The sequence below is a fragment of the Streptomyces sp. SID5643 genome, assembly GCF_009872555.1.
GTDB lineage: Bacteria > Actinomycetota > Actinomycetes > Streptomycetales > Streptomycetaceae > Streptomyces > Streptomyces iakyrus.
Genome location: NZ_WWIC01000355.1, coordinates 1 through 13,147, shown reverse-complemented (window position 1 = coordinate 13,147; position 13,147 = coordinate 1). Strand labels below are relative to the sequence as shown.

The 13,147-nt window shown below is 70.4% G+C and carries 12 protein-coding genes; 2 read left to right on the top strand and 10 right to left on the bottom strand.

All coding sequences use genetic code 11. From position 1 onward, the window contains the following. Nucleotides 1-9 precede the first annotated feature (9 nt). Nucleotides 10-1,269 carry an MFS transporter gene (locus GTY56_RS37470; RefSeq protein ID WP_161369726.1) on the bottom strand — a complete coding sequence of 420 codons (1,260 nt, stop codon included), beginning with the start codon at nucleotides 1,267-1,269 and terminating at the stop codon, nucleotides 10-12. Nucleotides 1,270-1,357: 88 nt separating this feature from the next. On the opposite strand from GTY56_RS37470, the gene GTY56_RS37465 reads away from it, so the two are divergent. After that, complete coding sequence (locus tag GTY56_RS37465) at nucleotides 1,358-2,374, top strand: substrate-binding domain-containing protein (protein WP_161369725.1); 1,017 nt, start codon at nucleotides 1,358-1,360, stop codon at nucleotides 2,372-2,374. 213 nt (nucleotides 2,375-2,587) lie between these two features. On the opposite strand, the gene prcA is transcribed toward GTY56_RS37465, so the two are convergent. From prcA to arc, 6 genes are all read right to left on the bottom strand, one after another. Next, nucleotides 2,588-3,331, bottom strand: a complete 744-nt coding sequence (gene prcA, locus GTY56_RS37460) for a proteasome subunit alpha (protein WP_161369724.1) — start codon at nucleotides 3,329-3,331, stop codon at nucleotides 2,588-2,590. Nucleotides 3,332-3,398: 67 nt separating this feature from the next. Further along, nucleotides 3,399-4,244 carry a proteasome subunit beta gene (gene prcB / locus GTY56_RS37455; RefSeq protein WP_161369723.1) on the bottom strand — a complete coding sequence of 282 codons (846 nt, stop codon included), beginning with the start codon at nucleotides 4,242-4,244 and terminating at the stop codon, nucleotides 3,399-3,401. Further along, on the bottom strand, nucleotides 4,196-4,807 hold the full coding sequence (locus GTY56_RS37450; protein WP_161369722.1) for an endonuclease VII domain-containing protein: 612 nt from the start codon (nucleotides 4,805-4,807) through the stop codon (nucleotides 4,196-4,198). Before GTY56_RS37450 ends, prcB begins: the two co-directional genes overlap by 49 nt. 44 nt (nucleotides 4,808-4,851) lie before the next feature. After that, on the bottom strand, nucleotides 4,852-5,070 hold the full coding sequence (locus tag GTY56_RS37445; RefSeq protein WP_019757212.1) for a ubiquitin-like protein Pup: 219 nt from the start codon (nucleotides 5,068-5,070) through the stop codon (nucleotides 4,852-4,854). A gap of 178 nt (nucleotides 5,071-5,248) precedes the next feature. Then, the gene (gene dop, locus GTY56_RS37440) at nucleotides 5,249-6,760 is read right to left on the bottom strand and encodes a depupylase/deamidase Dop (protein ID WP_344517937.1); all 1,512 of its coding nucleotides are present in this window, start codon (nucleotides 6,758-6,760) and stop codon (nucleotides 5,249-5,251) included. Nucleotides 6,761-6,994: 234 nt separating this feature from the next. Continuing rightward, the gene (gene arc, locus GTY56_RS37435; RefSeq protein ID WP_161369721.1) at nucleotides 6,995-8,761 is read right to left on the bottom strand and encodes a proteasome ATPase; all 1,767 of its coding nucleotides are present in this window, start codon (nucleotides 8,759-8,761) and stop codon (nucleotides 6,995-6,997) included. Between the two features lie 245 nt (nucleotides 8,762-9,006). Here arc and GTY56_RS37425 point away from each other — a divergent pair, with 245 nt between their 5' ends. Continuing rightward, nucleotides 9,007-9,312, top strand: coding sequence for a ferredoxin (locus GTY56_RS37425; RefSeq protein WP_161369720.1), 306 nt, complete (start codon nucleotides 9,007-9,009; stop codon nucleotides 9,310-9,312). Nucleotides 9,313-9,371: 59 nt separating this feature from the next. On the opposite strand, the gene GTY56_RS37420 is transcribed toward GTY56_RS37425, so the two are convergent. The 3 genes from GTY56_RS37420 to GTY56_RS41010 all read right to left on the bottom strand — a co-directional run. Continuing rightward, complete coding sequence (locus GTY56_RS37420) at nucleotides 9,372-9,950, bottom strand: hypothetical protein (protein ID WP_161369719.1); 579 nt, start codon at nucleotides 9,948-9,950, stop codon at nucleotides 9,372-9,374. 318 nt (nucleotides 9,951-10,268) lie between these two features. Further along, nucleotides 10,269-11,171: a tRNA (adenine-N1)-methyltransferase gene (locus GTY56_RS37415; RefSeq protein WP_107458194.1), complete on the bottom strand. Its 903-nt coding sequence runs from the start codon at nucleotides 11,169-11,171 to the stop codon at nucleotides 10,269-10,271. Between the two features lie 53 nt (nucleotides 11,172-11,224). Further along, nucleotides 11,225-13,147 (bottom strand): site-2 protease family protein (locus GTY56_RS41010; RefSeq protein WP_237525215.1); only part of this gene is annotated, 1,923 nt, incomplete at its 5' end.

Below are 13,147 nucleotides of genomic sequence, written 5' to 3'. Positions count from 1 at the left end.
GAGGGAACATTACGCCCGATCCCCTGAACTGAAACGGGGTTCGACGGCACGGTTTGGATCATTTTCCGAACCGGCCGCAACGACCGCTCCCTGGCCGGGAGCTGCGACTACCCGTCCTGTGGCGGTCAAAACCAGCAGGGACACGCCACCCGCGACGGCCGGCACGGCGAAGCCCCACAGGGCCCCGCCCGTCTCGACCACGGGCCCCGCGACGCCCGTCCCGACCGAGTGGCCCACGGTGAACGTCGTCACCAGCCAGGAGAACGCCTCGGTGACCGTGCCGCGCGGGGCGTGCCGGTCGACCAGGACGAACGCGCAGGCGATGGCGGGCGCGAGGAAGACCCCGGCGAGCGCGGTGAGCGCCACCATGGGCACGGCGTCCGGCATCAGCATCAGCGGGAGGTAACACACCACCAGAAGGGCCACCAGCACCCGCAGTCGCCGCGCGGGCTCACCGGCCCACTGCCGGGCGCCGTACACGGTGCCGCCGACCAGGGCCCCGAAGCCCAGGGCAGCCATCAGCCAGCCGTACACGGCGTCTCCGCCGTGGTCGTCCGCGTAGGGCACCGAGGCGACCGTGATGGATCCGAGCGCCATCCCGATGAACAGGAACGCCGCCAGCAGCGCGAGCAGTCCGGGCGAGCGCAGCGCGCCGAGCCAGTGCGCCTCGCGCGGCGCCGACCGCCAGGCGCGCGAGGGCTCCGACACCACGACGGACAGCGCACCCAGCACCCCGACCACGTTCAGCACGAGCAGCGCCGCCTGAGCCGACCACAGGGACACGCACAGCGTCACGAGCAGCGGCCCGACGGTGAACATCACCTCCTGGGCCACGGCGTCCATGGCGTACGCCGTGTGCACCTGGTCCTCCCTGCGCAGCACGGACGGCCACAACGCCCGCAGCCCGCCCTCAAGCGGCGGCGTGAAGAGCCCGGCCCCTGCGACGGCGGCGTAGGCGAGCGGCAGCGACCCGATGCCGGAGAAGGCGAAGACGGCCATCGCCAGCCCGGACAGGACGGCCGCCGGCAGCTGCACAAGAGGCTGCCCGCGCAGGTCGACGAGCCTGCCCAGCACGGGCTGGCCCACGGCGTTGGCGACGCCGTAGACGGCCGCCAGCGCCCCCGCCAGGGTGTACGTGCCGCCCTCGGCCCGGACGAACAGCACGATCGCGATGGCAGCCGTGGCGCAGGGCAGCCGACCCACGAGCGTGCCGACGAGCAGCCGGGCGGCGTGTCGCGCCCGAAGGATCTCCAGGTATCCCGTGGCCATGTCCCCGCCCTTAGTTTTACGTATAACGTCGGCTTCCATACGTACCATGTCCGCTGTTCACGCGTCCAGACGAAGGAGCAGGCAGACGGTGGCACGAGGCAGCACCCGCCCCACGAGCCGGGACGTCGCCCAGGCCGCCGGCGTCTCCCAGGCGGCCGTATCCCTGGTCCTCGGCGACAAGTGGCGCGGCCGCGTCTCGGAGGCGACCGCCGAGCGCGTCCGCGAGGCCGCCCGCGACCTGGGCTACCGCCCGAACCTGGCCGCCCGCAACCTGCGCCTGGGCCGCACCCGCACCGTCCTCCTGGTCGTCCCGGCCCTCACCACCGAGTTCTTCGCGGGCGTCTACACGGGCGCGGCCCGCGTCGCCGCCGAGCACGGCTTCGGCGTGGTCCTCTACCCCTCCCCCGAGGGAATCGGCCCCGCCCGTGACCCCTTCGCCTCCGCGCAGGCCGCGCTGGACGGCGTGATCGCCTCGTCCATGGCCGCGGACGCCCTGACCGCGATCCGCGGCGAGGCGCTGCCGCTGGTCATGCTGGACAGCGACCCGCAGGGGAGCCTGGGAGCCGCGACGGTCAACCTGGACATCGCCGACGGGATCCGCCAGGCCGCGGCGCATCTGCTCGCCCTGGGCCACCGCCGCTTCCTCCACCTGGCCGCGGACGTCCCCTCCTGGACCTTCGAGGTCCGCGCCCGGGAACTGGCCGCACGGCTGGCGGAGGTACCGGGCACGTCGGTCCGCACAGCCCGCTCCCCGATCTCCATCGCAGGAGCGGTGACGGCCGCCGAAGCCGCCCTCTCGGCCCCCGGCGCCCGCCCCACCGCCGTGATCTGCGACGACGACCAGCTCGCCGCCGGCACGTACAAGGCGGCCCGGCGCCTCGGACTGCGCGTCCCGGACGACCTGTCGGTCACGGGCATCGACGACCTGGCCCTGGCCACGGCCATGGACCCGGAACTGACCACGGTCCGCCTGAACGCCGAGCTGTTCGGTGAGCACGGTATGGGGGCCCTGCTGGCCGTCCTGGAGGGCCGTACTCCCGAGGAAGGGGACATCCCCGTACAGCTGGTGCTACGGGGCTCCACTGCGCCCCCTCGCCAGCCGTAGCGGGCATGGCCGCTGAGGCCGGGTGGGTCCGCAGCCCGGCGTAGCGGGGTGCCGCCTGCGCCCACCCGTGCCGCCCCAGGCGGCACGCATGCCCGCAGGCTGAGCGGCCCCGACCCACCACCCGGCGGTAGGCGCAAGCACCCGCGCCCCCGCACACGGCGACGCGCCCCGGCCACAAAACCGCCGGCCAGGGCGCGTCACACCACGTAAGAACTACTCGGCGTCCTCCGACGCCCCCTCCGCGTCACCGCCGGCGGCACCCGCATCGAGCAGCCGCGACAGCTGAGACCCGCTGATCCGCTTGAACTTGCGCTTCTGCGGCCGGGTACGGTCCAGCACCGCGACCTCCAGCCGCTCCGCGGGGATCTCCCGCTCGCTGCCGTTGGTGTCCCGGGACAGCGCCTGCACCGCCAGCTTCAGCGCCTCCGCCAGCGTCATGCCCTCCTGGTGGCGCTGGTCCAGATAGCTGCTGATCTGCTCGGCGTTGCCGCCCACCGCGACCGAGCCGTGCTCGTCCACGATGGAACCGTCGTGCGGCAGCCGGTAGATCTGGTCGCCCTCGGGCGTCTCCCCGACCTCGGCGACGACCAGCTCCACCTCGTACGGCTTCTCGGCGGCGCTGGAGAAGATCGTGCCCAGCGTCTGGGCGTAGACGTTCGCCAGGCCCCGGGCCGTCACGTCGTCACGGTCGTAGGTGTAACCGCGCAGGTCGGCATAGCGCACACCGCCGATCCGCAGGTTCTCGTACTCGTTGTACTTGCCGGCGGCCGCGAAGCCGATCCGGTCGTAGATCTCGCTGAACTTGTGCAGCGCACGGGACGGGTTCTCGCCGACGAACACGATGCCGTCGGCGAACTGCAGCACGACCAGGCTGCGACCACGGGCGATGCCCTTGCGGGCGTACTCCGCCCGGTCGGCCATGGCCTGCTGGGGTGAGACATAGAACGGCGTCGACACCGGTTATCCATCCCTCTCTTGAAGATTCCGTCGGTTCACTGGACCACCCTCACGAAGACGACCGCCGCTACAGCAGCGCGGCCCGCGGCCCGTCGGGCTGCTCCAGCCGCCGCTCCAGGACCGAGCGTGCGATCTCTGACGCCTCGGTCTCGGTGAGCCGGCGGAAGCCGTCGTCGGTGATCACGGTGATGATGGGATAGATCCGGCGGGCGACATCGGGACCGCCGGTCGCCGAGTCGTCGTCAGCCGCGTCGTAGAGCGCCTGGACCACCAGCGTCGTGGCCTCGGCCTCACTGAGGTCGTCCCGGAAGAGCTTCTTCATGGCACCGCGGGCGAAGATCGAGCCGGAACCGGTGGCCGCGTAGTTGTGCTCCTCGGAGCGGCCGCCCGTGACGTCGTAGGAGAAGATGCGGCCCTTGTCGCGGTCCACGTCGTACCCGGCGAACAGCGGCACCACGGCCAGGCCCTGCATGGCCATGCCGAGGTTCGAGCGGATCATCGTCGACAGCCGGTTCGCCTTGCCCTCAAGGGACAACTGCGCGCCCTCGACCTTCTCGAAGTGCTCCAGCTCCAGCTGGAACAGCTTCACCATCTCCACGGCCAGACCCGCCGTGCCGGCGATGCCCACCGCCGAGTACTCGTCGGCCGGGAAGACCTTCTCGATGTCCCGCTGTGCGATGACGTTACCCATGGTGGCCCGCCGGTCACCGGCGAGGACCACACCGCCGGGGAACGTCACGGCGACGATCGTGGTCCCGTGCGGTGCCTCGATCACGCCCTGGGTGGGGGGCAGTTGCCGGTTGCCGGGCAGGATCTCCGGCTGGTGCTCGGACAGGAAGTCCATGAAGGAGGAAGACCCTGGCGTCAGGAAGGCAGCCGGTAGACGCCCGGTGCTACGAGTGTTGGCTTCCACGCGATTCCTTCCACGTAAGCAGCAGCCCGCCTTATGGCATCGGGCCGATCTTTGAACTGCCCCAGCGCAGCATTGCAGCTGAAGCACAGTACGCCTCGGACCCTACCCGTCTTGTGGCAGTGATCCACATGCTCGGGCACAGCCGACAGACAAATACAACACACGCCTCCCTGGGAGGCGATCAGACCGTCGCGTTCGGCTTCCGTGATGCCGTACTGACGCTTCAGGTGCCCCTGCCGGCCCTGCACCGCCCGGCACGCCTTGCAGCGGGTCGACAGCCCGTCGGATGCGCTCGCGTTGCGGTGCCATTCACTGTGCGGCTTGATCTCGCCACACGTCCGGCAGATCTTGAATCCAGCCGGGACACTCACCTGCTCCCGGACCTGCTTCCCCATGGCCTCTCGGCGACGCCGGTAGTGCGCGGCGCTGTACTTCGCCACGCACTCCCGGCAGTGCACCTGGAGGCCGTCACGCCGATTCTTGTCGCGGGCGAACGCAGCGGGCGGCAGATCCCGCCGACACTTCCTGCATTGCTTCGCATTCGGCTCGCTGACCGCTTCCATCCCCCGCCACCTTCAAATCAAAGGCTAGAGCACGCAATCGACCTTCACTGCCCGCCTTTTTGCACGAAGCTTCGAACGAAATCCTCGGCATTTTCCTCAAGTACGTCGTCGATCTCGTCCAGCACCGAGTCCACGTCGTCGCTCAGCTTCTCCTGACGCTCCTTGAGGTCCTCGGAAGCCTGCGTCTCCGCCGCCTGCTCCTCGACCTCCTCGGTGGACCGGGTGGCCTTCTGCTGTCCGCCGCCGGTGTCCTTGGTCGCCATATCCCTCACCCCGCTCGGTTCGCCCGACACAGTTGCTCGGTCAAGATCAGACCCTACTCGCCGGGTCTGACAGTGGCCCCGCAGTTGCTCCAACGTACGGGGACCACCTCGATGATTCCCGGACCAGGGACTTTCCACCCTGTCCGGCTGGTTACGGACGAGTACCCGTTCATCGGGGTCACCCGCCCGACAGGACCCTGACCAGGTCTTCCGCGGTGCGGCAGCGGTCCAGGAGCTCCTTGACGTGATTACGCGTTCCGCGAAGCGGTTCCAGGGTTGGGACGCGCTGCAGCGAGTCCCGGCCCGGCAGATCGAAGATCACCGAGTCCCAGGAGGCCGCCGCGACGTCGTCCGCGTACTGCTCCAGGCAGCGGCCGCGGAAGTACGCCCGGGTGTCCTCCGGCGGCACCGTACGGGCCCGCTCCACGTCCGCGTCGGTGAGCAGCCGCTTCATGCGTCCGCGGGCCACCAGACGGTTGTACAGGCCCTTCTCGGGCCGCACGTCGGCGTACTGGAGGTCGACCAGGTGCAGTCGCGCCGCGTCCCAGTCGAGGTTGTCCCGGCGCCGGTAGCCCTCCATGAGCTCCCGTTTGGCGACCCAGTCCAGCTCTCCGGCCAGGCTCATCGGGTCGTGCTCCAGACGGGTGAGGGTGTCCTCCCAGCGGGACAGGACGTCCTTGGTCTGGTCGTCGGCGTCGGCCCCGAACCGCTCCTCCACGTACTTGCGCGCCAGCTCGTAGTACTCCATCTGCAACTGGACCGCCGTGAGTGTGCGGCCGCTGCGGAGCGTGACCAGGCGCTTCAGGGACGGGTCGTGCGAGACCTGGTGGAGGGTGCGGACGGGCTGGTCGACGGCCAGGTCGACGGCGATGAAGCCGTCCTCGATCATCGACAGCACCAGCGAGGTCGTGCCCAGCTTGAGGTAGGTCGAGATCTCCGACAGGTTCGCGTCGCCGATGATCACGTGCAGGCGCCGGTACTTCTCGGCGTCCGCGTGCGGCTCGTCGCGGGTGTTGATGATGGGGCGCTTGAGCGTCGTCTCCAGGCCGACCTCGACCTCGAAGTAGTCGGCCCGCTGGCTGAGCTGGAAGCCGTGCTCGTGCCCGTCCTGGCCGATGCCGACGCGGCCGGCTCCGGCGAAGACCTGGCGGGAGACGAAGAAGGGCGTCAGGTGGCGCACGATGTCCGAGAAGGGGGTTTCCCGCTTCATCAGGTAGTTCTCGTGCGTGCCGTAGGACGCGCCTTTGTTGTCGGTGTTGTTCTTGTACAGGTGGATCGGTTGGGCACCGGGCAGCTGGGCGGCCCGTTCCGCGGCCTCGGCCATGATCCGTTCGCCGGCCTTGTCCCAGAGGACGGCGTCCCGGGGGTTGGTCACCTCGGGGGAGCTGTACTCGGGGTGTGCGTGGTCGACGTAGAGCCGTGCTCCGTTGGTGAGGATCACGTTGGCCAGGCCGATGTCCTCGTCGGTGAGCTGGCTGGAGTCGGCGGCCTCGCGGGCGAGGTCGAAGCCTCGCGCGTCCCGCAGCGGGTTCTCCTCCTCGAAGTCCCATCGGGCCCGGCGGGCCCGGTGCATCGCCGCCGCGTAGGCGTTCACGATCTGGGACGAGGTGAGCATGGCATTGGCGTTGGGGTGGCCGGGGACGGAGATCCCGTACTCCGTCTCGATGCCCATTACTCGCCGTACGGTCATGCGGCCCTCCTTGCCCGGCGGCACCCTCGGTCGTGGGCGCCACTCAGATACCGCTGGCGCTCGGTTGCGTGTGCGGTGCCCGTCCCCGCACTGCGCGACTTGGCGGTACGCAAGAGCCTAGAACGCCTTTGCGCTGGTGGGGAGATCATTTGCGTCATTGCGTTGCTCCAGCCGTGGCCTGAAAAACAGTCGGCTGCGGGTACCCGCCGAGGGCACCCGCAGCCGCCCTGCCTTTTACAGGTACTGACCGGTGTTCGCCACCGTGTCGATGGAGCGTCCGGTGTCCGCGCCCTGCTTTCCGGTGATGAGGGTGCGGATGTACACGATCCGCTCGCCCTTCTTTCCGGAGATCCGGGCCCAGTCGTCCGGGTTGGTGGTGTTCGGCAGGTCCTCGTTCTCCTTGAACTCGTCCACGCAGGCCTGGAGGAGGTGGGAGACGCGGAGGCCCTTCTGGTTCTTCTCGAGGAAGTCCTTGATCGCCATCTTCTTGGCGCGGCCGACGATGTTCTCGATCATGGCGCCGGAGTTGAAGTCCTTGAAGTAGAGGACTTCCTTGTCACCGTTGGCGTAGGTGACCTCCAGGAAGCGGTTCTCCTCGGACTCGGTGTACATGTGTTCCACCGCCGTCTGGATCATGCTCTGGACGGTGGTGGCCTTGCTGCCGCCGTGCTCGCCGAGGTCGTCGGAGTGCAGCGGGAGGCGTTCGGTGAGGTACTTGCCGAAGATGTCCTTAGCCGCCTCGGCGTCGGGACGCTCGATCTTGATCTTCACGTCCAGGCGGCCGGGCCGCAGGATGGCGGGGTCGATCATGTCCTCACGGTTGGAGGCGCCGATCACGACCACGTTCTGCAGGCCTTCCACACCGTCGATCTCGGCGAGCAGCTGCGGGACGATGGTGTTCTCCACGTCCGAGCTGACACCGGAGCCACGGGTGCGGAAGAGGGACTCCATCTCGTCGAAGAAGACGATGACGGGGGTGCCCTCGCTGGCCTTCTCACGGGCACGCTGGAAGACCAGGCGGATCTGCCGCTCGGTCTCGCCGACGTACTTGTTCAGGAGTTCGGGGCCCTTGATGTTGAGGAAGAAGCTCTTGCCGGCGGCCTGGCCGGTGACCTCGGCGACCTTCTTGGCCAGCGAGTTGGCGACGGCCTTGGCGATGAGCGTCTTGCCGCATCCGGGGGGCCCGTAGAGCAGGACGCCCTTGGGCGGGCGCAGCTCGTGCTCCTTGAAGAGGTCGGGGTAGAGGTACGGCAGCTCGACCGCGTCGCGGATGGCCTCGATCTGGCCGCCGAGACCGCCGATCTGCTCGTAGCCGATGTCGGGGACTTCTTCGAGGACGAGTTCCTCGACCTCGCTCTTGGGGACGACCTCGTAGACGTATCCGGAGCGGGGCTCCAGGAGCAGGGCGTCGCCGGGGCGGATGGTGACGTCCAGCAGCGGCTCGGCGAGCCGCACCACCCGTTCCTCGTCGGTGTGCCCGAGCACCAGGGCTCGCTCGCCGTCCTCGAGGATCTCCTTGAGGGTGACGATGTCGCCGACGCGCTCGAACTCCATGGCCTCGACCACGTTGAGCGCTTCGTTCAGCATCAGTTCCTGGCCGCGCCGGAGCTCTTCGAGCTCGACGCCGGGGCTGACGTTCACCCTGAGCTTGCGGCCGCCGGTGAAGATGTCGGCGGTGCCGTCCTCGTTGGCCGCCAGGAAGACACCGAAGCCGGCCGGCGGCTGTGCGAGCCGGTCGACCTCTTCCTTGAGGGCCACGATCTGGTCACGGGCCTCACGGAGCGTGTTGGCCAGTCGCTCGTTCTGCGCGGACACGCCGGCCAGATTGGTCTGCAGCTCGACGATCCGCTCTTCGAGAATCCTCGTGTGTCGCGGAGAGTCGGCGAGCTTGCGTCGCAGGACGGCGATCTCCTGCTCAAGATAGGCGATCTGCCCGGCCGGGTCGTCGGACCCGCGTCCCGGGCGGATGCCGCGGTTCATGTCGTCGTCGTGGGCTGCCACGGTCCTCACCTCCTCCAAGGGGAGCTGGACGCTTCCAGACCCTACCTGGGCGGGTGTCGATTGAAACCCCTAGATCACAAAGACGGTCGGGGTGTGTCCGATCTTCACCCTTGCGCTCTCCCTCACGCCAGGGGAATACCCAGCGAACATGATTGGAACCCAGCCGGAGGTAGGGTCGAACTGTTCAACACCCGCCGGAGCTGGCCGGATTCCCGATGCGGCTCGGCGGAGAAACGGCAGGAGAGATGAGCGTGCAGCAGGTGGCCGGGGCCGACGGTGCGGAGCTGGAGGTCTGGATCGACCAGGACCTGTGTACCGGCGACGGCATCTGCGCCCAGTACGCGCCGGAGGTGTTCGAGCTGGACATCGACGGTCTGGCCTATGTGAAGAGTGCCGACGACGAGTTGCTCCAGGACAAGGGTGCGACAACGCCCGTTCCGTTGCCGCTTCTCACGGACGTGATCGACTCCGCGAAGGAGTGTCCGGGCGAGTGCATCCATGTGCGTCGGGTTTCGGACAGGGCCGAGGTCTACGGGCCGGACGCAGAGTGACCACTTCTCTACGTTCCGTTACTACTGTCTGATATCTCACACGCACCGTCGCAGGGGCCTCACACGCTGCGGGCTCCGGCCGGGGCCGAGCGGACGAACGAGCCGTTCTGCCAACGCCATTTCGCGTCGCTCTTCACGTCGGGGCAGCAACGCGGTACGTCGGCCGACGAGTAGCCGAGGAGCGTGGCCGTGACGGCGCCGTGGGAGACGGCGAAGTCGGTGACGGTGGTGCCGTCCTCGGGGTCCAGCAGGGTGGCCACGACGCGCGGCTTGCCGCCGCCGGCGCCGCGCGTGAGGACGTACACGCCGTCGGGCGGGGTGCCCATCGGGGAGTCGCAGTGGACGACTGCCACCGTCTCGGGCCGGCCGTCGCCGTCGAGGTCTCCGGAAGCCTTCTTCTTCACCACGGCCTTCACCGGGCCGCACTCGATGGGGAAGGTGACCGCGGCCGGGTCGGGTGGAGTCGTGTGCGCCGGAGCGCTCTTGGTCCGGGGGGCGGCCGGCTGGGCCGCGGTCGCCGCGCCGGGCTGCAGGACCGAGGAGAAGGCCACGACGCCCGCGACGGCTGTCGCGGTGGCGAGCCAGTGGATGGGGCGGGTGTGGGTGTGGGCGAGCTCCGGGACGGCGGAAGACTGCACTAGGAGGGTCTCCTGAGGCGGTGCCGGTGGGGTGGCCAGCATGGTGCCACACGTCACACCGTGAGGGAACGGCGGGGTGTGCACGTCGTCTGCCGGGGAAGTCAGCAGGGTTATGGTTCCTGCCGCTGTGTCAGCGGGCTCGTGCGGGCGGGGCCCCTGCTGCGGCGGGACGCGGCCGCGGCGGGCTTCGCGGCAGGTCAACGGCGTTGCGGCGGGATTCACTCGGGGCGGCAACGCGGCGGCGCCGTGGCGGAGTTCCGGTAAGGGCCCGGGAACTCCGGCACGGCGCCGGTGCGTTGGATGCGGTGAGGGGCTGCCTCAGCGGCCGGAGCCGCCGTCGGCGTTGGGGCCTGCGTAGTCCTCGCCGTAGGCACCCTTGGCGGGGCGGCGGCGACGCATGGGCGGCTCGACGCCGTCGGCGAGGCGGCGGGCGGTGAGCAGGAAGCCGGTGTGGCCGATCATCCGGTGGTCCGGGCGGACGGCCAGGCCTTCGATGTGCCAGTTGCGGATCATCGACTCCCAGGCGCTCGGCTCGTTGAAGCTGCCGATCTCGCGGATGGACTCAACGGTCCGGGCGAGCTGGGTGGTGGTCGCCACGTAGCAGCACAGGATGCCGCCGGGGACGAGCGCCTTGGAGACGGCCTCCAGGCATTCCCAGGGGGCGAGCATGTCGAGGATGACGCGGTCGACGTCGGCGTCGGACAGGTTGTCCTGGAGGTCGCCGACGGTGAGCTGCCAGGCGGGGTGCGGGCCGCCGAAGTAGCGCTCCACGTTCGCCTGGGCGATCTCGGCGAAGTCCGCCCGGCGCTCGTAGCTGTGCAGCATGCCCTGGTCGCCGATCGCCCGCAGCAGGAAGCTGCTGAGCGAGCCGGAGCCGACGCCCGCTTCCACGACGCGCGCGCCGGGGAAGATGTCGGCGAAGGCGAGGATCTGCCCCGCGTCCTTGGGGTAGACCACGGCGGCGCCGCGGGGCATGGACAGGACGTAGTCGGGGAGCAGGGGGCGCAGCGCGAGGTAGGCGACGTTCCCCGTGGTACGGACAACGCTGCCCTCGGGAGCACCGATCAGTTCGTCGTGGGGGAAGGAACCCTTGTGGGTGTGGAAGTTCTTCCCGGCCTCGAGCGTGAACGTGTAGTGGCGGCCCTTGGGGTCGGTCAGCTGAACCTGGTCCCCGACCTTGAAGGGCCCGCGCCTGCGGGCGGCACCGGTCGGTTCGGACATGTGACCAGCCTACCGGCCCCGGAGAGGGCCACCGACCACTCGGGCGCCGGATCCTAGGACGGCCTCGCCATCGCTTTCACGAAGGCGCGCTCCACGTCGGCCGCCGACAGGACGCCGTAGATCTCGCCGGTCTCCTCCACCACCAGGTACTCGGTGGCCGGGGTGGCGCGCAGGGCGTCCAGGAGTTCCTCGCCGGACAGTTCCGCGGAGACGCGCATACCGTCGGTGAGGTCCTGGGCGAGGCCGCCGACGGCGACCCAGGGGCGGCGGTGCTCGGGCACACCGACGATGGCGGCCTCGCGGACGAGGGAGAGGGGCTGGCCGTCGGCGTCGACGACGACCAGGGCGCGGGCTCCTGCAGCGTTGGCGCGGCGCAGGGCCTCCGAGAGCGGGGTGTCGGTCTCGACGGGGACCGCGCGGCGGGTGAGGGCCCGGGCGCGCAGCTCGGGCAGGTGCTCGCGCAGGCGCGCCATGCGCAGGCTGTTGCCCGCGCCGGTCCAGATGATCGCGGCGAGGATCGCGGCGAGGAGGGCGTCCAGGACGGTGTCCATGCCGACGTTGTCGGCGGCCTCGGTGCCGAGGGCGCCGGACTGGGTCAGCAGGGGCAGTCCGACGAGCACGCAGACGGCCAGGACGCGGCCGACCCACGCGGCGGCGACGGTGCCCGTCATCGGCTTGCCGGTGATCTTCCAGACGACGGCACGGAGCATGCGGCCGCCGTCGAGGGGCAGTCCGGGCAGGAGGTTGAACGCGGCCACGATGAGGTTGGAGATCATCAGGCCGGCGAGCAGGACGCCGGGGACGGTGCCGGGTTCCACGGTCTGCGCGGCGGCGTAGAAGACGCCGGCGAGGACGAGGGAGAGCAGGGGCCCGACGAAGGCCAGGACGAACTCCCGGCCGGGGGTTTCGGCCTCCTTCTCGATCTCGGAGACGCCGCCGAAGAACTGGAGCTGGATGCGGCGGACCGGGAGTTTGAAGCGGAGGGCGGCGACCGTGTGGGCCAGTTCGTGGACGAGCACGGAGGCGTAGAAGGCGACCGCGAAGAAGAGGGAGACCAGGTAGCGGGCGGCCCCGAGCTCGGGCAGCACGCGCTCCAGCTGGCCACCGAACACCCAGGTGATCAGCGCGGCGACGAGGAACCAGCTCGGCGCGACGTAGACAGGCACGCCGAAGGGCCGCCCCATGAGCAGCCCGCCCCGAGGCTCCGGGCGCTGGGGGGCGGGGCCCTTGCCGTCGGCGGAGTGGGCGAGGGGCCGATCGCCGTGCGCGGGGGCGGAGGTGTCGAACCGGGGGTTCGGGTGACCGGGAACCGGGCCGGGGGCGGAGGGCTGCTCACGGTCATGCGCGTCACCGGCACCCGGCACGCGCCCCGGAGCCGGGGCCTTGCTCAGCGGGTCCGCCTCGGGCCGACCGGCTGCGGGTGCGGCGTGCCGCTCCGTCTCGGGACGACCGGCGGGTGCGGTGTGCTGATCCGCCGCGGGCCGACCGGCGGCGGGTGCCGCGTGCTGGTCGCCCGCGTAGGCACGGTCGGGGTGCGTACCGGCCTCCGGCGAGCCGCCGCCACCCTGGGCGAAGGCCGACGACGCAGGCGCCGCCCCGGTGTCACCGGCTGCCGCTCGCGGACCGTCGGCGTAGGCCCGGTCCGGGTGCGTGTCCGCCTCCGGTGAGGCGTCGCCACTGGCCTCGGCGGGGGCAGGTGCCGCGTTTGGGCCGTCGCGGTGCGTGCCGGCTTCGTCCGGTGCATCATCACCGGCGCCGTCGGCGGGGGCAGGTGCCGTCCGCGGCGCCTCGGGGGCGCCGTCGGCGGGGGCAGGGGCCGCGGGCGGGCCGTCGGCGGGGGTGCGGTCGGGTTGTGTGGCTGTTTCCGGCGAAGCGTCACCCTCGCCCCCGGCGCGGGCCGGTGTCGGTCGTGGCGCCTCGGCGGCGGCGTGGGCCGGTGCCGCGTCCGGGCCGGCTTCCGGTGCCTCGTCGCCGGC

Excerpts from the sequence above, each read along its gene's own strand:
- GTY56_RS37470 (WP_161369726.1), bottom strand. The coding sequence starts at position 1,269 with ATGGCCACGGGATACCTGGAGATCCTTCGGGCGCGACACGCCGCCCGG.
- GTY56_RS37445 (WP_019757212.1), bottom strand. The coding sequence starts at position 5,070 with ATGGCGACCAAGGACACCGGCGGCGGACAGCAGAAGGCCACCCGGTCC.
- GTY56_RS37425 (WP_161369720.1), top strand. The coding sequence starts at position 9,007 with ATGAGCGTGCAGCAGGTGGCCGGGGCCGACGGTGCGGAGCTGGAGGTC.
- GTY56_RS37415 (WP_107458194.1), bottom strand. The coding sequence starts at position 11,171 with ATGTCCGAACCGACCGGTGCCGCCCGCAGGCGCGGGCCCTTCAAGGTC.
- dop (WP_344517937.1), bottom strand. The coding sequence starts at position 6,760 with ATGACCGTACGGCGAGTAATGGGCATCGAGACGGAGTACGGGATCTCC.
- GTY56_RS37450 (WP_161369722.1), bottom strand. The coding sequence starts at position 4,807 with ATGGAAGCGGTCAGCGAGCCGAATGCGAAGCAATGCAGGAAGTGTCGG.